Genomic DNA, 19494 nt, shown 5'->3' on the forward strand with positions numbered 1-19494 from the left:
ACTGTAGAGCTTAACTGGACTGTGCTCCACTTAGCCACGAAGATGTGCGCCGTGACCGAGGAGCAGGCGCTGCGCGCGGACGCGCGGGCCAACCATGACCGCCTCCTCGAGGCGGCCGCCCGGGCCTTCGCCGCCGACGGGCCGGGCGCCTCGCTGCGCGGCATCGCGCGCGACGCGGAGGTCGGGATCGCGACGCTGTACCGCCGGTTCCCCACCCGCGAGCTGCTCGTCGAAGCGGTCTACCGCAACGAGTCCGGCCGGCTCGCCGACGCCGCCGAACAGCTGCGCGAGACCCTGCCGCCGCTCGAGGCCGTCATCGCGTGGATGCGCCAGTTCCTCGAATACCTCTCCACCAAGAGCGGGATGGCCGAGACCCTCCGGCTGCTGTTCACCACGGACCAGGGCCTCCGGTTGCAGACCCGTGCGGCGCTCGTCGAGGCCTGCGCCGGTCTGCTCGAGGCGGCTGCGGACGCCGGGCAGCTGCGCCACGACCTCGACCCGCTGGACGTGTTGATGGCCCTGGGGGGATTCGCCTTCATCGCCGAGGATCAGGCCGAGCCCGATCTGCGCGAGCGGCTGATCCGGCTGCTGGTCGACGGCCTGCGGGTCTGACTGACCCGTGACGGGTCCGGTGGAGGCTCTCGACTCCTACGACGACGCGATGCTCGATTCGGACGGAACTGGCGGAGCGAGGCCGCCATGTGGCACGGGACACGCCATCGCCACCTGTTCGGCTGATCAGGCCCACCGCCGACGGTCCCGACATCACCTGTGGAGCGCCCTAGCAACGGGGCACAAGGCGGCAGGCGGGATGAGGCGCGATTGAGAGCTGTCGTCGGCGAACCGACCGCCACGGATGGCGCGCGGTCGGGTGCGGCCCGTGGTCCTGGACGCGCCTCGGCCATTCATCGCCTGCGACCGGCGTGGTTGATCGGCGCCGCCCTGCTGGTCGCCCTCGCCGCCGGGGTGTCGACGCTGGGTGGGCTGTTCCTGGGGGCGCATCTCGCCCTCTCACTGACGCTGGCGACCCTGTGGGTCCATGCCTGGTCCGCGGCCCGATGGTGGCGGCACCACGCGAACCGTCTGCTGCACGACAGTGGGAGGGACAGCCTCACCGGGCTGTTGAACCGGTCGGGGCTGGCCGAGCGGTTGCGTGAGATCGACGACGGCGACGAGCCGTGGATGGCGCTGATCCTGGGGGTCGACTCCCTCACCGCGGTCAACGAGCGATTCGGGGTGCGTGCTGCCGACGAGTTGCTACTGGTCGTGACCAGGGCGATGTCCCGCTGCGCCCCGGCCGACGCCGTCCTGGCGCGGCTCGGTGGCGGAGAGTTCATGCTGTTGGCGCCGGGCGAACTCCAGCACGGACGCCGCCTGGGGGTGACGATGCAGACCGCCGCATCGGAGGCCCTGGCCTACGAGCTGCCGGGTGTCGACGTCGGTACGCATGTCGGCGTCGGGCGACTCCTTCCGATGGGACTCGCGGCTGAGCCCTCGCCGGAGACGGGCGACACGTCAGACCTGATGAACCGGTTGGGTGAGGTGGTCGCCGCGGCGGCGGTCGCGAAACAGCTCGGGCCGGATGCGATCGAGGTGTACGAGGGGGCCCTGCAGGCCACGCGGGAACGACAGCTGCTGCTGGAGTCCCGTCTGCGGTCCGCCGTGGCCAACGGGCGTATCAGAACGGTGGCCCAACCCATCTGGGACATGGCCACGGCCGAGACCCGCGGGTACGAGGCGCTGGCCCGGTGGCGGGACGAGGAGCTGGGCGAGATCTCCCCGGGCGAGTTCATCCCCGTGGCCGAGCAGAGCGACCTCATCATCGAGATCGGCCGGCAGGTGCTGGTGCGCAGCATCGAGCAGGCCGCGGCGGCCGGGGTCTTCGCCGCCGGCCGCTACCTGTCCGTCAACGCGTCGCCCGTGCAGCTGCGTCGCCCGGGCCTGGCCGAACTCGTCGAGGCACAGCTCGAGATCCACGACCTCGACCCGCAGCAGCTCGTCATCGAGGTCACCGAGAGTGTGCTGATCACCGACGACGACCCCGCGCTGCGGACCCTGATCGACCTGCGGGCGCTCGGCGTACGACTGGCCATCGACGACTTCGGCACGGGCTACTCCGCGATCGGCTACCTCCGCCAGCTTCCGGTGCAGCTGCTGAAGATGGACATGTCCCTGACCCGCAGCCTCGAGGCCGAGCCGCGCACGAGGGACATCGTGCTCGCCGTCCAGGAGATGGCGACCCGGATGGGCATGTCGGTGGTGATGGAGGGCGTCGAGACCGAGGCCCAGGCCGACATGTGCCGTTCTCTGGGGGCCGACCTCGGACAGGGATGGCTGCACGGTCGTCCGACGGAATGGTCGCGGGTGGTCGTCGAATCCGGGCGCACGCCGTCGGTCGCGGCCCCCGGGACGATCGGGCCGGAGGCCTCGGTCCAGTTGTGAGCCCGGTCCCGCAGCGCCGCCCTCTGCTGGCGAATGCGGCACACTCCACCTCTGTGACCGATGAGGCGGGCGAGGACAAGAAGGCCAAGAACCACGCGATGTGGGACGTGATGACGAAGGATCACGGTCTGACCGAGGGGGCCTCGCTCGACGCCGACCTGTTCTGGTTCGCAACGGACCGCCCCGCCGCGGACGCGCTCGCGGAGGCATTGGCCACGGAGGGGATCGCGGCGACCGTGGACGAACAAACCCACGGCTGGTTGCGACGCCGGACCGTCGTGAGCGTCCATGCGGTACTGCACCTGGCCCGCGTCGACCTCGCGACGTTGGACGCCATGGTGGAGCGGATGGAGGTGCTGGGCGACCGCTACGGCGTCGAGTTCGACGGCTGGGGGGCCGCGGTTCCCGACCGCCCGTGAAAGGGCGTGGCCCCGGCCCGCGCTCCGCGATACTGACCGCGTGGAACGGCGATATGCGCGCTATGCCTGCCTCGACGCCCGGGAACCGTCGGTGACGGACCTGCTGCCCCGTGAGGCGTCGCGGTGAGGACCGTCGCTCTGGCCGTCGGGGCGGCGCTGGTCGGCGGGGTCGTGATCGCGTTGGGCGTGGTCGGGGCCCAGGACTGGATCGGCGAGGCCGACGAGGTGTCGTGCAGCCTGGCCTCCGCCGAGAGTCTGAGCCAGGAGGCGGTCTTCACCGAACCGATCGACGGCGTCGACCTGGCCGACCCGCCCGGGCACGGTAGCTGCCGGTCGCGGGACGGCGAGGAGACGGAGTCCTACGCGGCGCAGTACCGGACGTCGGTCGCCGCGGCCGACCTGATCGGCCGGTTCGGCCTGCACCTCGGCGCCCAGGGGTGGGACGAGCTGCGGGTGCTGCCGGTGGACGCCGACCAGGAGACCTTCGGCCTCTGTGCGGTGCGCGACGGGGTGGCCGGCGGCGACGGTCATCAGCTCCTCGAGCTGAGCATCCCGCAGAAGGCCGCGCGGACGTCGTCCGCCTACGAGTTCGAGGTGACGGTCACGGACGGGGTGCACAGCTCAACCTGTTGAACCGCAGGAATTCGATGATGGTCGCGGCGTTCGGCCCGAAACGGTCATACTTGATCTTCACGGTGGGCCTATGACGGGGTTGAAGATCATGCGTGTTGTCTGGTGGTTGGTGGCCGGGTTAGGCCTGGGCGTCACCGACGTCGTGATCATGAAACTCGTCTACGGCGACGGCGAATGGCCGACCATCCCGCTCATGGTCGTCGCGGGGTCCACCTCGTTGGCCCTGTACGGCGTGTTCCTCTGGTGGAACTGGTCTCGCCGCCGGGCTCAGCCGGCGAGCACGGCGCGCGCGGCGGCCTCAAGCCCGGCGGCCACGGACTCGGGCGTCGACCCGAGGTAACCGGCGACCATCGCACCGTCGCGCAACATCATCAACTGAGCGGCCTTGGCCTGCGGGTCGCGCACCTGCAGCTCGGCCAGCAACTCGGCGGCCTGGCCCTGCAGCCACGCCCGGTGCTCGGCGATCACCGCCCGCCCCGGGTGGTTCCCGTCGGGTAGTTCGGCGGCGGCGTTGATGAACAGGCAGCCGCGGAAACCCGGCCCGCAGGCGAGCTGACCGACCGCGCCTGCGTACCAGCGCAGCACGGCGACCGGGTCGTCGGGGTGCGCGGCCCGCTGGGCGGCGACCCGGGCCCGTTCGGCGGCGGAGGCCTCCTGCAGGTAGGCGACGACCAGGTCGTCCTTGGTCGGGAAGTACCGGTAGAAGGTCACCTTCGAGACGCCGGCCTCGGCCAGCAGCCGGTCGGCACTGGCCGCCCGGATGCCGTCCGCGTAGTAGCGCCGCGAGGCCGCCGCGAGGATGCGCTCGCGCACGGGCACGTCCTGCGTTGCGCCAGACGCCTGAGTCACGGCCACGACCCCACCTCCCCGGGTTGCCATGGTTGCACGATCATGCTTCCATCGGATGTAGACGTACTAGTTAGTCTACCAAGAACCGAGGAGCCGTACGATGCCCGAGAAGATCCTGTACACCGCCGTCGCCACCTCGACCGGCGACGGCCGCAACGGCCACGTACGCAGCAGCGACGGTCTGATCGACACCGACGTGAAGATCCCCAAGGAGATGGGCGGCGAGGGTGGTGCGACCAACCCTGAGCAGCTGTTCGCCTCGGGCTACGCGGCCTGCTTCCACTCGGCCCTGAAGGCCGTCAGCAAATCGGTCGGCGTCGACGTCACCGACTCCGCGGTCACCGCCGAGGTCGGCATCGGCCCCCAGGGCCAGGGCTTCGGCCTGGCCGTGACCCTGCACGTGGAGCTGGGCGGGGTGAGCGAGGACGACGCCCGCCGCGCCGTCGAGGCCGCTCACCAGGTGTGCCCCTACAGCAACGCGACCCGGGGCAACGTCGACGTCCAGCTCGAGGTGGAGGTCGGCTGAGCCTCGTGCCGTCCGGGTGGAGGTGCGAGACTGAACCGGTGGAGACCTACCAGCCCACCACCCGGATGGCGAAGGCCCTGCGGCTCGGCATGCTCCAGGCCACGCGCCAGTGGCTCGCCGAAGCCGCCCGCGAGCACCCCGGCGCGACGCCGGAGGAGCTGCTGGAGCTGATCACCGACGAGGCGCTGGCCGCCGAGCTGGAACTGGAGCGCTACGACGAGCTGGACACCAGCCGCCCGCTGCTGCCCTCGCGCAACCTGCCCTAGGTGAGGTCCGTGAACGACCACACCCCGGCGTCCACGGTCTCGGCCGCCGCTCCCGACGGCACCGTCAGCGTCCCGGTCAGCAGCCCGTCCTCGACCGTGAACACGGGCGCCCTCAGCACCAGCCCGCAGGTCTGGACGACGGTTCCCGGCGTCGCGGCCAGCGCCGTCTGGGTGCAGTCCCCCTCGGACCTGTAGGTCCTGCCGGTCGAGGTCAGCGTCAGCGCGGCCTTGGCCGACACTTTCCCCGACGTCGACGCCGAGGCGTAGCAGGTGGTCAGCGACCCGACGCTCCCCCCGGTCGGCGCCAGCACGCGGCCCGAGTCCGAGGCGACCTGGGCCGCCTTCAGCGTGCTGACCCGGCCCTTCCAGCCGCTCGGGCAGGCCGACAGGCCCGTCGAGGTGGTCGAGCTCGTCGCCCGCAGCACGTAGAACTTCGCGCCGTTCACCGTGGCGGGCGCGGCCGCGGCCGGCGTCCCGCTGTCGGACGTGGTCGGCCCGGTCACGTAGGCGCTGATCAGCGACCCGGTCTGCGCGCCCGGCCCGTTGAACGGGTTGTCGATCGAGTTCGTCTGGCCCACCCCGCTGAACCCGGCGGGCGCCGAGAGCACGTTCAGCCGGCAGTCCACGAGCGCCGTGCCCAGCTGGGCGGCGGCCAGCGACGGGTTGCACGGCCCGGCCAGCTCGACCGCCCCGATCGTCGGCAGGGTGGTCCGGGCGTACGACTGCACCACGCCGCCGTCGCCGGGCAGCGCCGCGCACAGGTATGCGGGCGTCACGGGCACCGCGGTGCCGTTCGTCAGCTCACCGCTCGCGGTCGACACGACCGGCGCGTTGAGGGTGGCGTCGAGCCGCTGCAGCGTCAGGTACTTGCGCGGGGTGCCCAGGTAGCTGTCGCACTTCGCGTTGTCCGCCGCGGACGCCGGGTTGCCCGTGGCCTGGCTGCGCAGGACGTAGAACGCGCCGGTGGTCGCCCCCGATGCCGTCTGTGCCCCGGCCGCCGCCAGCAGCGGCGCGGCGAGACCGACCGCCGCGAGCGCCACGAGGGCGCGCGCCCGCCGTCCGGGGGTTCGAGTCCTGCGGAGCGTCATCCTGACCATCCTCTCGGTGATCCCCCGAGAGGATCGCCCACATCCGGACGGCCGGGATCGACCGCCTCCTTGCTGTCGACGCGCTGGGCCCGCTCATCGGTTGCCCGACGACGACCGCGGCTGATTATGCCCGCGCCGCGTAGGAGGTGGAGGACTTCTTCAGAGACGATACGTCGACCGCCTCGAAATCGCTGCCGTGCAAGCGCTTCAGGGTGCCCAGGTCGTCGTTGTCCCAACGGCCGTCCTGGGTGCCGGACAGGTACCAGGCCGATCCGTTGTCGGCCAGCACGACGCCGTACTTCTTCATGGCCTTCGCGATCACGGTGGCCTGCCTGCCCAGCCCGCGCGTCGAGACGCTCGCCTTCAGCCGGAAGTACGCGCCCATCGGCGGTCCCGCGACGCCCGACTTCCCAGCCTGGTGGCTGGCCGGCCACACGTAGCTGCGAGACGTCGACGGCATCGTGATCCGGATGGCGTGCTGGACGTCGCCGCGCGCCACGTCGGCGTAGCTGACCAGCAGCGGTTCGATCGGCAGGCCCGCGGCGTCGGCGCTCGTCCAGCCCTTCGGTCGCATGGCGTTGGAGTGCACGTCCCACTTCGCACCCGAGCCGGCCAGCCACCGGGAACCGTTGGGGCGCAGGTAGTACAGCTCGGCCAGGTGGCAGGTGCTGGTGTTGAGCAACAGCGCGTGGCGGTCGCCGTCCCCGTTCTTCCCGCCCTCGATCCGGACGTTGCTCGGGATCGGGTAGGTGCCCCGGTCGCTCTCGCTCGCGTAGTCGAACGTGACCGTGCGGCCGGGCGTGCTGCTCGTGACCTTCGTGACCGGGATGCCGAACGGCCGGCCCTCCCAGGTGCCGGAGCCGAAGTCGGGGTGGAACGCGCTGTTCGGCGACAGCTGCCAGCCCACCGTGCTGCGCACGGGGAGCTTCGAGACGTCCTGCCGGAAGATGCTGGACGACGGGAGCTTGCACCCGCTGGACGCCTCCGCGGGGGCCGCGGCCGTGAGGGTCCCGGCGGCCAGGGCCGCCGCCGCCAACGTGATCGCCACCGCTTTCATAACTTTCAGTATTTCGCCTATGACGTTAAGTCACCATCGGGCGTGGGCAAAGGTGTGGTCTCTTGGGAAGCGATTTCCGCCGTTTCGCCTAACGCTCGTCGGTCCTCCCTGACGTCGTCCTGATTGACGTTGAGGGGTTTGACGGCGTCGAGTTGGACGTTGCGCGCCTCGTGGTCGCCGATTCTGGGCCCTGGCAGCGGTAGAACGTCAAGGTCGTGGCCCGAGACCGGCAAAACGTCCAGGTGGGTGCCCGGCCCGTGCCGCGGGGACTTCTCATCGTCGTGGCCTAGGGTCGGCCGCATGCGCCGACTGACTCTCCTGGCCGTGGCCGGGCTGCTCGTCCTGACCGGGTGCGACGCCGCGCAGGACGCCGCCGACAACGCCGTCGACTCGGCCTCCCAGCGGGCGCGCTCGGAGGCCGAGGCCGTGCTGACGAAGGCGATCACCGACCAGGTGTGCGCCGCGGTCGGCGACCAGAGGCTGAGCGACTCCGACATCGCGACCATCAGCACGCTGCTCGACCAGGCCGACGCGGCCGGGGTGGACGCCGAGGCCCTCGCCCCCGCGCGGGCCGTCGTCGAACAGGGCCAGGCGAAGGCCTCCGACCTGAAGGCGCTGCAGGAGTCCTGCGCCTGACCCGTTCGGGATGCCCGGCGGGATAATCGAGCGGGATGTCCACGAGCAGTCGCCATCCCCGTGCGCGCCGCTCCACACGGGTGAGACTAGGTCCACCCGGTCGCTCGGTTGGCGCGATGCCGGGAAGGGCCAACACTCGGCGGTATGACCACCTCCGTGCTCGTCACCGGCGCGTCCGGGTTCGTCGGCTCGCACCTGGCCTCGGCGCTGGTCGCCCAGGGCCACCGGGTGCGGGCGATGACCCGCCACCCCGACGACTACTCCGGCGCCGGCGAGCCCGTGTTCGGGGACGTCGCCGACCCGGCCAGCCTGCGCGCGGCCCTCGACGGGGTGGCCGCGGCCTACTACCTGGTGCACTCGCTGGAGTCCGACGACTTCGAGGAGAAGGACGCCGAGGCGGCCCGGAACTTCGCTGCGGCCGCCGCGGAGGCCGGGCTGGAGCGGATCGTCTACCTCGGCGGGCTGGGCGCCGACGGCGCCGACCTGTCGCCGCACCTGCGCTCCCGTCGTGAGGTCGAGAAACTGCTCGGTGAGGGCGGCGTGCCGGTGACCGTGCTGCGGGCGGCGGTCGTCATCGGGCACGGCGGCATCTCGTGGGAGATCACCCGCCAACTCGTCGACCACCTGCCGGCCATGGTCACGCCGCATTGGGTCGCGACCCGCACCCAGCCGATCGCGCTGGCCGACGTGTTGCGATACCTGGTCGGGGTTCTCGAACCGGACGACGCCCGCGGCCGGGTGTTCGAGATCGGCGGTCCGGAGGTGCTCACCTACCTGCAGATGTTGCAGCGCGCGGCCGCGGTGATGGGCAAGTCCCTGCCCAACGTGACGGTGCCGCTGCTGACCCCGCACCTGTCGTCGATGTGGCTGTCCCTGGTGACCGACGTCGACACGGCGACCGCGCGCAACCTGGTCGACTCGATGTCGAACGAGGTCGTGGTGCACGACCGTTCGATCGAGGGGGTCGTGCCCGGGCCTACGATCGGCTACGACGAAGCCGTGCGGCGGGCGCTCGCCGACCGGGCCGCCCACCGCGGGGAGGACGTGCCGGCGTGAGCGAGGAGCCCACCGGGACGACGCCCGCCCGGGCGGCCGCTCGGGCGCGGCTGCGGCGGGTGGTCGCCGCGAATCTCGTGGACAAGGTCCCGCGCGACCACCAGCAGTCGGACGCCGAGTTCCGTCGCCGGCGCGTCGTCGTCGCCGTGGTCCTGGTGGTCGGGGCGACCCTGCTGGGCATCTCGCTCAACGTGAAGCCGGGTGACGCGACGTTCTATCCGCTCACGCTGGCGGTGGCCGCGGTGTGGATCGTCGGCGGATTCCTCTCCGGCCCACTGCATCTGGGGTACCTGCCGTTGCGGGGGGACGACCTGGAACGTCCGGTGCGGTCGGGGTTCGTGATCGGCGTCCTGGCCGGGCTCGTGTTCCTCGCCGGGGCGTTCCTGGTGCGGCTGGTGCCCCCGCTGTACGACTTCGTCGCCGACGTCCTCGACCACGCCCGGTACGGCTCGATCGTCCCGGTCACGCTGGTCACGTTGATCAACGGCATCGGCGAGGAGATCTTCTTCCGGGGCGGCCTGTTCGCCGCGATCGGGCGCCGCCACCCGGTGGCCATCTCGACCGCGGTCTACGCGGTGGCCACGATCGCCACGCTGAACCCGATGCTGGTCTTCGCGGCGGCCACCCTGGGGGTGGTCCTGGCCCTGCAGCGGCGCGCGTCGGGCGGGATCCTCGCGCCGATCATCACCCACTGCACGTGGTCGATGATGATGCTCTTCCTGCTCCCGCCCCTCTTCTCGTGATCATGCAGAAACGCTTCGTTTCTGCATGATCACGAGGGGAAGAGGTCAGGTGACGGTGAAGGACTTCGTCAGCGTGGCGGCCGAACTCGGGCCGGCGAACAGGTCGATCCGGCCGCGCTCGACGACGAACCTCCCGCTGTTGTCGTAGAACCCGAAGTCGTTGCGGTCGAGGGTGAACGTGACGGTCCGCGAGGCGCCCGGCTGCAGGGTGACCCGCTCGAAACCGCGCAGCCGGCGGACGGGTTGGGAGAGGTTGGCGACCGGGTCGTGCAGGTACAGCTGCACCACCTCGTCACCCGCGACCTTCCCGGTGTTCCTCACGTCGACGCTGACCTGCACGCGCCCGTCCCGCCGCACCGACGCGGACGACAGCTTCAGGTTCGAGGTCGCGAACGTCGTGTAGCTGAGCCCGTACCCGAACTCGTAGAGCGGCCCGCAGTCGGCGATGTCGCGGTAGCGCGACGTGTACTTCTGGGTCGCGTCGCACGGGCGGCCGGTCGGCTCGTGGTTGTAGTAGATCGGCACCTGGCCGACCGAGCGGGGGAACGTCACGGGCAGCTTGCCGCCCGGGTTCACCTTGCCGAACAGCACGTCCGCCACGGCGTTCCCGGCCTGGACGCCCGGGTACCACGCCTCGAGGACGGCGGTCGCCGACTTCGCGACGCCCGTCAGGTCGAGGGGTCGGCCGTTGAACAGGACGACGGCGACGGGCTTGCCGGTCGCGGCCAGCGCGTCGAGCAACTCCTGCTGCCGCCCCGGCAGCGTGATCGAACTGCGGGCCGCGGCCTCCCCGCTCTGCTCGCGGGTCTCGCCGAGGGCGAGCACCACCTGGTCGGCCTTCTTCGCGGCGGCCACGGCGTCATCGAAACCGGCTGTGCTGCCGCACACGTCGGCGTCGGTGTTGTCCGGTGGCTCGGTGTTCTTCACGGTGCAGCCGGGGGTGAACGTGGCGCCGGCGCTCTGCGCCTTCACCCCGGTGAACACGCTCACCGCGTCGGCGTCCTTACCCTGCCCCCACCACGGGCCGAGCATGTCGTGCCCGTCGTCACCGAGCGGCCCGATCACCGCGGTCCTCTTCGCCGGGTCGAGAGGCAGCATGCCGTCGCCGTTCTTCAGGAGCACCATCGAACGGGCGGCATCGCGGCGAGCGGTCGCGACGGCGTCCGGGAGCAGTTGTGCCGAATCGGCTTTCGAGACGTCGACGTACGGGTGCTCGAAGAGCCCGGCCCGGAACTTGACCCGCAGGATGCGCCGCACCGCGTCGTCCAGCCGGCTCATCGAGATGCGCCCGTCGGCCAGCAGCTGGGCGCCGTAGTCGCGCAGGTTGGTCGACACCATTTCGGAGTCGGTGCCCGCGTTCAGGGCCAGCGCCCCGGCCGACGGTCCGTCGGCGGCGACGCCGTGGCCGCAGGGACCGGTGTCCGGCTTCACCGGCGGGCAGGCCCGCAGCTCGGCGACCGCCGTGTAGTCGCTCTCGATGAACCCGTCGAAGCCCCACTCCCGCTTCAGGATCCGGGTCTCGGTGTCCGGGTCGGCGCAGCCGGGCACGCCGTTGATCGCGTTGAACGAGCACATGGCCGTGTCGGCCCCGGCGTCGACCGCGGCCTTGAACGGCGGCAGGTACAGGTTGCGCAGCCGCTGCTGCGACAGGTCGGTGGTGTTGTAGTCACGCCCGCCCTCGGGCTGACCGTAGGCGGCGTAGTGCTTCACGCTCGTCACGACCTTGTCCGGGGCCGCGTACGACGGCCCCTGCGCGGCCTTCACGCGCGCGGCCGCCAGGACGGAGTTGAGGTACGGGTCCTCGCCACCGCCCTCGGAGATCCGGCCCCAGCGCGGCTCGTGCGAGACGTCGACCATCGGCGAGTAGATCTGCTTGATGCCGACGGCCGCGGACTCGCGGGCCCCGATCCGGTGGTCGTCGGCCGCGACGGTCGGGTCGAACGACGACGCGGCCCCGAGCGGGATCGGGAAGACGGTCCGGTACCCGTGGATCGTGTCGTAGGCGAACAGGATCGGGATGTGCAGTCGCGACTGCTCGACCGCGATGTGTTGCAACTCGTCGATCCGCTGCGCGTCGACCAGGCTGAACACGCCGCCCACGCCGGCCTTCGCGTCGGCGTCCGTGACCTGCCCGTCCGAGAGCAGCTGGACCTGCTGCAGCTTCTCGTCCGTGGTCATCCTCCGCAGCAGCGCGTTCACCCGCTGCTCGACCCCGCGGTCGGACGCCGTGCGTGTACCCGTGAGGGCGGCCTCGTCGCTCGACGGGGGACTGGCGGCCACCGACCCGCCCGCGGCGGCCAGCACCGCCAGGGCCACCAGACCGATCAGGACCGGACCACGCCGCTGAACCGCCATCTCGAACTCCGCGTCATCGGGAAGTTGCCGTACGTGCCGTTCGTCACCTTCCTCCTGTGAGTCGGCTTGGCAACTCGACGGGCAGATCCACGTGGGCGCCACCATGCGCAGGCTGCGCGCCGACCTGGCCGCACGGTTCGGCGCCGCGGCCGGCGCCGAGCAGGCCGAAGCCGCGCGTCGCGCCCTGCTGGCGTGCCTCGACGAACTCGGCCTGGACGACGCCGTCCAGGCGCGCGCCGTCCCCCCGGTCGAGCCCTGGGGAGCGGTCGTTCTAGGCGGAGACCTTCCGCCCCTCACCGAGTTTCGTGCCCGTGGGCACCCGGTCGAAGCGCAGCACGCCGTCGTCGATCGCCGCGCGCCGGAACAACTTCACGTCCTTCGGGTAGTTCTGGAACAGCCGCCACGGTGCGTCGGTGCCCTGCTTGGGCAGGTTCTCGATGCTGCGCAGCACGTACCCGGAGTTGAAGTCGATCAGCGGGGCCTCATCACCGGTCAGCGGCGGCGCCACCGGCGTGACCGTCTGGAAGTCGTTGTCCTGCATGTACTTCAGCAGGCGGCAGACGTACTCGTCGACCAACTCGGCCTTCAGCGTCCACGAGGCGTTCGTGTAGCCGATCACGAAGGCGAAGTTCGGCACCCCGGACAGCATCGTGCCCTTGTAGGTCAGGTGCTGGTTCATCACGATCGGCTCGCCGTCGATGTGCGCGTGGATACCGCCGACCGGCAACAGGTTCAGGCCGGTGGCGCTCACCACGACGTCGGCCTCGAGCTCCTGCCCCGAGGTCAGCCGGATGCCGGTCTCGGTGAACGTCTCGATGGTGTCGGTGACGACGTCGGCCTTGCCCTTGCGGATGGCCTTGAAGAGGTCGTTGTTCGGCACCAGGCACAGCCGCTGGTCCCACGGGTTGTAGGTGGGCGAGAAGTGCTTCTCGACGTCGAAGCCCTTGGGCAGCGCGGCCGCGACCTGCTTCTTCAGGATCCGCTTGACCAGCTCCGGCCGCTTGCGCGACACGTTGTAGATGAACGAGGCGATGGCGATGCTCTTCCACCGCACGATCGGGAACGCCCATCGCTTCGGCAGGGCCCGGCCCAGGGTGGCGGCCACCGGGTCGGTCGAGGGCAGGGACAGCACGTAGGACGGCGAGCGCTGCAGCATCGTCACCGACGCCGCCGTGTCGGCCATCGCCGGGACCAGCGTGACGGCGGTGGCGCCGCTGCCGATCACCACGACCTTCTTGCCCGAGTAGTCGAAACCCTCCGGCCAGTGCTGCGGGTGGATCACGGTGCCGCCGAAGCGTTCGACGCCGGGGAAGGACGGCGAGTAGCCCTCGTCGTAGCGGTAGTAGCCGGTGTTGCCGAACACGAACGAGCAGCTGATCACCTTCTCGCCCTCGTCCGTCTCCACGGTGACGAACCACAGGGACTCGGCGCTCGACCAGTCGGCCTTCACGACCTTGTGGCCGAAGCGCACCAGCTGGTCGACGCCCGTCTCGCGGGCCGTGTCGCGCACGTACTGCAGGATCGACCCGCCGGGCGCGATGCCGCGGGCCGAGGCCCAGGGCCGGAACTTGTAGCCGAGGGTGAACATGTCCGAGTCGGAGCGGACGCCGGGGTAGCGGAACAGGTCCCACGTGCCGCCGATCGCCTGCCGCGCCTCCAGGATGGCCAGCGACAGGCCGGGACACTTGTCGCGCAGGTGGTACGCGGCGCCGACGCCGGACAGCCCCGCCCCCACGATCAGCACGTCGACGTGCTCGACCGCCGTCGCCGGGCTCGGCGAACCGGTCAGCGTTTCCTCGGACATCAGGCCTCCACACCCTCGTGACCCCGCAATGGTACGCCACCGTACCGCCCCTGGGGCGCCTGTGACCATGATTCCGGCCCGCCGACCGGTCCGTCCACCTTGTCCCGGCTGCCCGGCTCGAGTAGAACCAGGTTCCTCATGAGAGTGCGACGGGTGGGGCTGGGCAGCACTGACGTGACCTCGGGCACCGCGGTGCTGGACGACGTCCGCTCCCGAGGGGGCGATGAGCGGGTTCGTGCTGTACAACGACTTCACCGCCCGCGACGAACAGTGGAAACAGACCCGCCAGGGCGTCTTCGGGTCGACCGGCACGGCGAAGAGCTCCGCCTCCGCGCTCGGCACCGAGGTGGTGACGCCCGACGAGGTCCTGCCGTACCTGGCCACCTCGTCCGGGCTGGAGGGCACGGTCACGGTGAACGGTGAACGGTGAGGTCTGGTGACGGGCTACGTCAGCCTGCACGGTGCCCCCGGCGAATACCCGCGCGGGTACACCGAACTTGCGCGGGGGACGTGGGCGTGGCTGGAACCGAACGGCAGCTGGGGCGAGGCCAACGCCGGGCTCGTGGTGGGCGACGGCGAGACGCTCGTCGTCGACACCCTGTGGGACGTCCGGCTCGCGGCCGAGATGCTCGGCGAGGCCGAGTCCCTCGTGGCCCGGGCGCCGATCACGACGGCGGTCAACACCCACCGCGACGGTGACCACTGGTGGGGCAACGTGGCGCTGCCGCCCGACGTCCGGATCTGGGCCTCCGACGCCACCCGCGCCGAGATCGACCACGAACCGCCGCCGCGCGCGCTGGCCACCCTGAACCGGCTGTCGAGGCTGAGCCGCCACGCCCCGGGCCGCGTCGGCCGGCTCGCGTCGTACACGGCCGACATGCTCGGGCCGTTCGCGCACGGCCGGACCACGCCCCGGCCGCCGACCGACGGCTTCGCCCGGGAGCACACGCTGGACGTCGGGGGCCGGGAGGTCCGGCTGCTGCGGCTCGGGCCGGCCCATACCGACGGGGACGCCGTCGTGCACGTCCCCGACGCGGGAGTCGTCTTCGCGGGCGACCTGCTCTTCGTCGGGGTGACACCGGTGATCTGGGTCGGCCCGATGAGCCACTGGGTCACCGCGATCGACCGGTTGCTGGCCCTCGGGGCCGAGCACTACGTGCCGGGGCACGGGCCGCTGGCCACCCGTGACGACCTGCTCGCGCAGCGGGCCTACTGGGAGTGGCTGATCAGCGCCTCGACCCTGCAGTTCGAGACCGGCCGCCCGCCCGCCGAGGTGATGCGGCGCCTGGTCGACGACCCGGGGTTCGGCCGGTTCCGCGACTGGCTGGCCCCTGAGCGGCTGGCCCTGAACGTGCTGGCCCGGCACCGGGAACTCACCGGAGCCGGCCCGGCCCAGCACGACCCGGTGAGCCGGTCGGTCATGTTCTCGCACGTCGCGGAACTGCATCGGGTGCTGTCGTAGGCCGCGTCGTCATCAACGGAGGGGAACTGCTCATGAGCGAGGTCGAGAGGCGGATCGCCCGGCGCCGGGCGCTGGCGGTGGCGGCGGTCGCGCCGCTGGTCGTTGCGTGGGAGGCCGGACGTGCCGAAGCTACGGACGTGCAGTCACGGCAGGCCGGTCCCATCCCGCGCGGGTACGCGGGCGTCGACCCGCGCACGGCCCGGCGCGTTCCCCTCTGGCAGGAGCTGGCGCCGTCCAACCCGATCTTCCCCGGCGATCCGGCGTTCACGAGCGAGATCTGGACGACGGTCGCCGAGTCCGGCTACCTGCTGGAGCACATCACGTCGCTGGGCACGCACACCGGGACGCACATCAGCGCGCCGGCCCACTTCCACGAGGGTGCGCAGTACCTGAGCGAGCTGGACGAGACGTTCGCCCTGATGCCGCTGGCCGTGATCGACGTGTCCCGGCGGGTGCAGCGCATCGGGGGCGACTTCTCGCTCGACGTCGACTTCCTGAAGGCCTGGGAGCGCCGGCACGGGCGGTACCCGGCGCGCGGCTGCGTGCTGCTGTACACAGGGTTCTCGCTCGTGTTCTCCGACCCGGCCTACTTCGACCCGGCGCCGGGGTTCACCGGCGACGCCACCGCGTGGCTGTTCGAGCAACGCGGGATCTTCGCGGTCGGGTCGGACACGTTCGGCCCGGACGCGACGTCCGACGAGGACTTCAGCGCGACGTCGACGGCGCTGGCGGCGGGCGGGATCACCGTCGAGAACGTCGGGGCGGGGCTTGCGAAGATGCGCGCGCACGGGGACTGGGTTTCCATCAACGGTGGCAGGCCGAGGTTCTCCGGCTTCCAGATGGGGATCACCGGCTTCACCCGCTGAAGGTGAGGAGGCGCCCGTATGCGCGCCGTTCCCGTTCTGGCTGCTGTCCCCGTCCTGCTCGCCTCGCTGGCCCTCCCGGCCCAGGCCGCGCCCGACCGGTCGCCGACCGCCGAAGGGACGGGCGGTGCGGTCGCCTCGGTCGACCCGTCGGCGACGGCGGTCGGCCTCTCGGTGCTGAGGCGGGGCGGCAACGCGGCCGACGCCGCGGTGGCCACGGCGGCCGCGCTCGGCGTCACCGAGCCGTACTCGTCGGGCATCGGTGGGGCGGGTACCTCGTCTACTACGACGCCCGCCGGCACCGGGTGACCACGATCGACGGGCGCGAGACCGCTCCGAAGTCCTTCACCTCCGACGTGTTCCTCGGCTCCGACGGGAAGCCGCTGGTGTTCGCGGACGTCGTGAACTCCGGCCTGTCGGTGGGCGTTCCGGGGACGCCGGCGCTGTGGGACCGGGCCGCGCGGACCCTCGGCACCTGGCGGCTGTCCGACCTGCTGGCCCCCGCCGAGCGACTGGCCCGCGACGGCTTCCCGGTCGACGCGACCTTCGCGCAGCAGACGTCCGACAACGCGGCCCGGTTCGCGGTCTTCCCCGCCACGGCGCAGCTGTTCCTGCCCGGTGGTGCGCCGCCCGCCGTGGGCAGCACGTTCCGCAACCCCGATCTCGCCGACACCTACGCGCTGCTGCGCCGACAGGGGGTCTCGGCGCTGTACTCGGGGTCGTTGGGGCGGGCGCTCGTGGCCACGGCCCGGAACCCGCAGACCACCGGGAAGTCGGTGTACCCGGGGCAGATCACCACCGCGGACCTGCGGCGCTACGAAGCGCTCTCGCGCACCCCGACGCACACCCGGTACCGCCGGCTGGACGTGTACGGGATGCCCGTGTCCTCCTCCGGCGGGATCGCCACGGGTGAGGCCCTGAACCTGCTCGAGGCCTACGACCGGCTCAGCGGGACGCCGCTGAGCTCGGTGGACCAGACCCAGTACCTGCACCGGTTCTCCGAGGCCAGCGCCACCGCCTTCGCCGACCGGAACCGCTGGATCGGTGACGTCCCCGACGTCCCGGCCCGCCGGCTGCTGTCCCAGCCGTACGCGAACTCCCGTGCCTGCCAGCTGTTCTCCGCGACCGCGGCGCAGCCGCGGCCGATCCCCTACGGCGCCCCGACCGGCGGTGGCTCGAGCGCGTGCGCCGGCTCGACGTCGTCCCAGGTCGCCGCCCGCGACGACCACGGCACCACGCATCTCGTGGTGAGCGACCGGTGGGGGAACGTGGCGTCGTACACGCTGACCATCGAGCAGACCGGCGGATCGGCCATCACCGTGCCGGGTCACGGGTTCCTGCTGAACAACGAGCTGACCGACTTCGACTTCGCACCGTTGACCGCGGGCGTGCCCGACCCCAACCTGCCCGGGCCCGGCAAGCGGCCCCGCTCGTCGATGAGCCCCACGATCGTGCTGAGCCACGGGACGCCGTACCTCGCGCTCGGTTCACCGGGTGGCGCGACCATCATCACGACGGTCCTCCAGGTCCTGACCGGGTACGTGGACCGCGGGCTGCCGTTGGTGGATGCCATCGCCGCGCCGCGACTCTCGTCGCGTAACGGGGTCGAGGAGGCCGAACCCGGGATCTACGACGGCCCGCAGCGGGCCGCCCTCGAGGCGCTCGGTCACGTGCTCAAGGCCAACCCGGAGATCGGGGCGGCCACGGCGATCCGGGTGCTGCCGCACGGACGGTTCCAGGCCGCGGCCGAGCCCACCCGGCGCGGGGGTGGCTCGGCCGCGGTCGTGCACCCGACCTGAGTCAGGTGCTGACTCAGGCGCCGGGGTCGAAACCGGCCGGGATCTCGTAGATCTTGCCGTCGAACCCGGCCCGGTAGAGGTGCCCCTTGAGGAACCCGGTCGTCCCGTGCCCGTAGACGATGACGCTCGAGGCGCCGACGCCGGTCGCGAGCGTGCACGTGACGCCCGGCTTCTCGATCCGCAGGATCTTGCCGCCCACGTCGGTCGGGACGACCGGTCGGTCCTGCGAGTCGATCGTCAGGCCGTCGGGCGCCGCGAAGGTCCGCGGGAAGGTGAGGTCCAGCAGGCTCTCGGGCTTGTCGGGGTGCGCCACCGGGATCCGGCTGACGCCGGGGTTCCAGAACGTGCGCGAGACGTACAGGTACGAGTCGTCGTGGTTGAGCACCGCGCCGTTCGCCGAGGGCAGGCGGGCCCAGTCGGCCTGCTTCGTGCCGTCGGGGGTGACCCGGCCGATCAGGGTGCCGAAGTCGTTGGTGGCGTAGATGGTCCCGTCGTGGGCGACCGCGAGACCGTCGGCCGCGCTGAACCCCTTGGCGACCGTCGTCAGTGCGCCCGTGTTCTGGTTCCAGCCGTAGATCACGCCGGGCTTGAGCACGTCCCCGAGGAACACCTTCGGGTTGGCGCCACCACCGACGAGCAGGGTGCCGTCGGGCCGCAGGGCGAGGGCCCCACCCCCGCCGACGGGCAGCTTCAGTGCCTCGACCGGGGCGGCCCCGGGCTTGTCGAAGCGCAGGACGCGGCCGCCGAACAGGTCGGTGACGAACAGCCGGCCGGCGTTGTCGACGACGGCGCCCTCGAGCGCCACGCCGGCGTCGCCGATCTGCACGGGGGCCTGCACGGGTGGGCACGTGACGGTGGCCGCCTGCGCGGGCGCACCGGTGGTGGTTGCGGTGAGGAGACCGGCTGTCAGGGCCAGGCTCGCGGTCGCGGCGCTGCGTCGCGCCCGCCGGTACCAGGGAGAGGTCATGCCTGACCGTACGGCCGGAACGGGCAAAAGGTTCAGTCCAGATGACCGCCGATCAGGTTTCGGTCAGGCGGAGCGCTCCAGCAGGGCGAGCGCGGCCAGCCGGTACCCGTCGGTGCCCAACCCGGCGATCACGCCGTCCACCACCGCGGAGATGACCGACTCGTGCCGGAACGGCTCGCGCGCCCACACGTTCGAGATGTGCACCTCGACGATCGGCCTCGGGTACGAGGCCAGCGCGTCGCGCAACGGCCAGCCGGCCATCATCAGGGCGCCCGGATTGATGATCATCCCGGCGGAGTCGTAGTGCTCCTCGATGATCCGGATCAGCTCCGCCTCGGAGTCGCTCTGGAACGCCGCGACCTTCCACCCGGCGTCGGCCACGGCCGCGGCGACGCCCGCCTCGACGTCGGCGAGGGTCGTCGTCCCGTAGATCTCCGGCTGGCGGGTGCCGAGCAGGCGGAGGTTCGGGCCGTTGAGGAGCAGGACGTCGGGCACGGTTCGTTCTACCACGCGGGCCTTGTCGGACCGG

19 protein-coding genes and 1 pseudogene are annotated in these 19494 nt (G+C 71.5%); 13 read left to right on the plus strand and 7 right to left on the minus strand.

Annotation, left to right across the window (positions count from 1 at the left end; translation table 11 throughout):
* The first annotated feature begins 42 nt into the window (after nucleotides 1-42).
* From ACIB24_RS03705 to ACIB24_RS03720, 4 genes are all read left to right on the plus strand, one after another.
* Nucleotides 43-612, plus strand: a complete 570-nt coding sequence (locus ACIB24_RS03705; protein WP_398275322.1) for a TetR/AcrR family transcriptional regulator — start codon at nucleotides 43-45, stop codon at nucleotides 610-612.
* Nucleotides 613-927: 315 nt separating this feature from the next.
* Entirely contained in the window at nucleotides 928-2442 is a 1515-nt protein-coding gene (locus ACIB24_RS03710) for a putative bifunctional diguanylate cyclase/phosphodiesterase (RefSeq protein ID WP_398275325.1), read from the plus strand.
* A 53-nt stretch (nucleotides 2443-2495) separates the two neighbouring features.
* Complete coding sequence (locus ACIB24_RS03715; protein ID WP_398275327.1) at nucleotides 2496-2861, plus strand: ribonuclease E inhibitor RraB; 366 nt, start codon at nucleotides 2496-2498, stop codon at nucleotides 2859-2861.
* 123 nt (nucleotides 2862-2984) lie between these two features.
* Nucleotides 2985-3494: a hypothetical protein gene (locus ACIB24_RS03720; protein WP_398275329.1), complete on the plus strand. Its 510-nt coding sequence runs from the start codon at nucleotides 2985-2987 to the stop codon at nucleotides 3492-3494.
* Between the two features lie 267 nt (nucleotides 3495-3761).
* Here the strand turns inward: ACIB24_RS03720 and ACIB24_RS03725 are convergent, their stop codons facing one another.
* Nucleotides 3762-4343 carry a TetR/AcrR family transcriptional regulator gene (locus tag ACIB24_RS03725; protein WP_398275332.1) on the minus strand — a complete coding sequence of 194 codons (582 nt, stop codon included), beginning with the start codon at nucleotides 4341-4343 and terminating at the stop codon, nucleotides 3762-3764.
* A gap of 100 nt (nucleotides 4344-4443) precedes the next feature.
* Here ACIB24_RS03725 and ACIB24_RS03730 point away from each other — a divergent pair, with 100 nt between their 5' ends.
* The gene (locus tag ACIB24_RS03730; RefSeq protein ID WP_398275335.1) at nucleotides 4444-4869 is read left to right on the plus strand and encodes an organic hydroperoxide resistance protein; all 426 of its coding nucleotides are present in this window, start codon (nucleotides 4444-4446) and stop codon (nucleotides 4867-4869) included.
* Between the two features lie 38 nt (nucleotides 4870-4907).
* Entirely contained in the window at nucleotides 4908-5135 is a 228-nt protein-coding gene (locus ACIB24_RS03735; RefSeq protein ID WP_398275338.1) for a hypothetical protein, read from the plus strand.
* Here ACIB24_RS03735 and ACIB24_RS03740 read toward each other — a convergent pair.
* A complete protein-coding gene (locus ACIB24_RS03740; protein ID WP_398275341.1) occupies nucleotides 5132-6223 on the minus strand; it encodes a hypothetical protein in 1092 nt (363 codons plus the stop codon). The two genes, ACIB24_RS03735 and ACIB24_RS03740, sit on opposite strands and share 4 nt — an antisense overlap.
* Nucleotides 6224-6347: 124 nt before the next feature.
* Nucleotides 6348-7280: a hypothetical protein gene (locus ACIB24_RS03745; RefSeq protein ID WP_398275344.1), complete on the minus strand. Its 933-nt coding sequence runs from the start codon at nucleotides 7278-7280 to the stop codon at nucleotides 6348-6350.
* Between the two features lie 300 nt (nucleotides 7281-7580).
* On the opposite strand from ACIB24_RS03745, the gene ACIB24_RS03750 reads away from it, so the two are divergent.
* The 3 genes from ACIB24_RS03750 (at nucleotide 7581) to ACIB24_RS03760 (ending at nucleotide 9715) form a co-directional block, all read left to right on the plus strand.
* A complete protein-coding gene (locus ACIB24_RS03750; protein WP_398275347.1) occupies nucleotides 7581-7916 on the plus strand; it encodes a hypothetical protein in 336 nt (111 codons plus the stop codon).
* 144 nt (nucleotides 7917-8060) lie between these two features.
* Complete coding sequence (locus ACIB24_RS03755) at nucleotides 8061-8972, plus strand: NAD(P)H-binding protein (protein WP_398275350.1); 912 nt, start codon at nucleotides 8061-8063, stop codon at nucleotides 8970-8972.
* Entirely contained in the window at nucleotides 8969-9715 is a 747-nt protein-coding gene (locus tag ACIB24_RS03760) for a lysostaphin resistance A-like protein (protein ID WP_398275353.1), read from the plus strand. The genes ACIB24_RS03755 and ACIB24_RS03760 overlap by 4 nt, the downstream gene beginning before the upstream one ends.
* A gap of 45 nt (nucleotides 9716-9760) precedes the next feature.
* Here ACIB24_RS03760 and bglX read toward each other — a convergent pair whose 3' ends face one another.
* Both bglX and ACIB24_RS03770 read right to left on the minus strand, forming a co-directional pair.
* Nucleotides 9761-12070 (minus strand): beta-glucosidase BglX, encoded by a 2310-nt coding sequence (gene bglX, locus ACIB24_RS03765; RefSeq protein ID WP_398275356.1) that lies wholly within the window; start codon nucleotides 12068-12070, stop codon nucleotides 9761-9763.
* Between the two features lie 271 nt (nucleotides 12071-12341).
* Entirely contained in the window at nucleotides 12342-13874 is a 1533-nt protein-coding gene (locus ACIB24_RS03770; protein WP_398275359.1) for a flavin-containing monooxygenase, read from the minus strand.
* 223 nt (nucleotides 13875-14097) lie between these two features.
* Here ACIB24_RS03770 and ACIB24_RS03775 point away from each other — a divergent pair, with 223 nt between their 5' ends.
* From ACIB24_RS03775 to ggt, 4 genes and pseudogenes are all read left to right on the plus strand, one after another.
* Nucleotides 14098-14304 (plus strand): fumarylacetoacetate hydrolase family protein, encoded by a 207-nt coding sequence (locus ACIB24_RS03775; protein WP_398275362.1) that lies wholly within the window; start codon nucleotides 14098-14100, stop codon nucleotides 14302-14304.
* A 6-nt stretch (nucleotides 14305-14310) separates the two neighbouring features.
* On the plus strand, nucleotides 14311-15336 hold the full coding sequence (locus ACIB24_RS03780) for an MBL fold metallo-hydrolase (RefSeq protein ID WP_398275365.1): 1026 nt from the start codon (nucleotides 14311-14313) through the stop codon (nucleotides 15334-15336).
* A 32-nt stretch (nucleotides 15337-15368) separates the two neighbouring features.
* Nucleotides 15369-16202 carry a cyclase family protein gene (locus ACIB24_RS03785; protein WP_398275368.1) on the plus strand — a complete coding sequence of 278 codons (834 nt, stop codon included), beginning with the start codon at nucleotides 15369-15371 and terminating at the stop codon, nucleotides 16200-16202.
* Between the two features lie 18 nt (nucleotides 16203-16220).
* Nucleotides 16221-17998 (plus strand): annotated as a pseudogene (gene ggt, locus ACIB24_RS03790) (gamma-glutamyltransferase).
* 13 nt (nucleotides 17999-18011) lie between these two features.
* On the opposite strand, the gene ACIB24_RS03795 reads toward ggt, so the two are convergent.
* Nucleotides 18012-18965 (minus strand): SMP-30/gluconolactonase/LRE family protein, encoded by a 954-nt coding sequence (locus ACIB24_RS03795; RefSeq protein WP_398275371.1) that lies wholly within the window; start codon nucleotides 18963-18965, stop codon nucleotides 18012-18014.
* 63 nt (nucleotides 18966-19028) lie between these two features.
* On the minus strand, nucleotides 19029-19460 hold the full coding sequence (locus ACIB24_RS03800; protein WP_398276734.1) for a type II 3-dehydroquinate dehydratase: 432 nt from the start codon (nucleotides 19458-19460) through the stop codon (nucleotides 19029-19031).
* Nucleotides 19461-19494: the final 34 nt, after the last annotated feature.

The organism is Spongisporangium articulatum (assembly GCF_044465595.1).
Classification (GTDB): Bacteria; Actinomycetota; Actinomycetes; order Actinomycetales; family Kineosporiaceae; genus Spongisporangium; species Spongisporangium articulatum.

Coding starts and splice junctions, on each gene's coding strand:
- ACIB24_RS03705 (WP_398275322.1), top strand. CDS start 43: ATGTGCGCCGTGACCGAGGAGCAGGCGCTGCGCGCGGACGCGCGGGCC.
- ACIB24_RS03730 (WP_398275335.1), top strand. CDS start 4,444: ATGCCCGAGAAGATCCTGTACACCGCCGTCGCCACCTCGACCGGCGAC.
- ACIB24_RS03740 (WP_398275341.1), bottom strand. CDS start 6,223: ATGACGCTCCGCAGGACTCGAACCCCCGGACGGCGGGCGCGCGCCCTC.
- ACIB24_RS03745 (WP_398275344.1), bottom strand. CDS start 7,280: ATGAAAGCGGTGGCGATCACGTTGGCGGCGGCGGCCCTGGCCGCCGGG.
- ACIB24_RS03750 (WP_398275347.1), top strand. CDS start 7,581: ATGCGCCGACTGACTCTCCTGGCCGTGGCCGGGCTGCTCGTCCTGACC.
- ACIB24_RS03755 (WP_398275350.1), top strand. CDS start 8,061: ATGACCACCTCCGTGCTCGTCACCGGCGCGTCCGGGTTCGTCGGCTCG.
- bglX (WP_398275356.1), bottom strand. CDS start 12,070: ATGGCGGTTCAGCGGCGTGGTCCGGTCCTGATCGGTCTGGTGGCCCTG.
- ACIB24_RS03770 (WP_398275359.1), bottom strand. CDS start 13,874: ATGTCCGAGGAAACGCTGACCGGTTCGCCGAGCCCGGCGACGGCGGTC.
- ACIB24_RS03775 (WP_398275362.1), top strand. CDS start 14,098: ATGAGCGGGTTCGTGCTGTACAACGACTTCACCGCCCGCGACGAACAG.
- ACIB24_RS03785 (WP_398275368.1), top strand. CDS start 15,369: ATGAGCGAGGTCGAGAGGCGGATCGCCCGGCGCCGGGCGCTGGCGGTG.
- ACIB24_RS03795 (WP_398275371.1), bottom strand. CDS start 18,965: ATGACCTCTCCCTGGTACCGGCGGGCGCGACGCAGCGCCGCGACCGCG.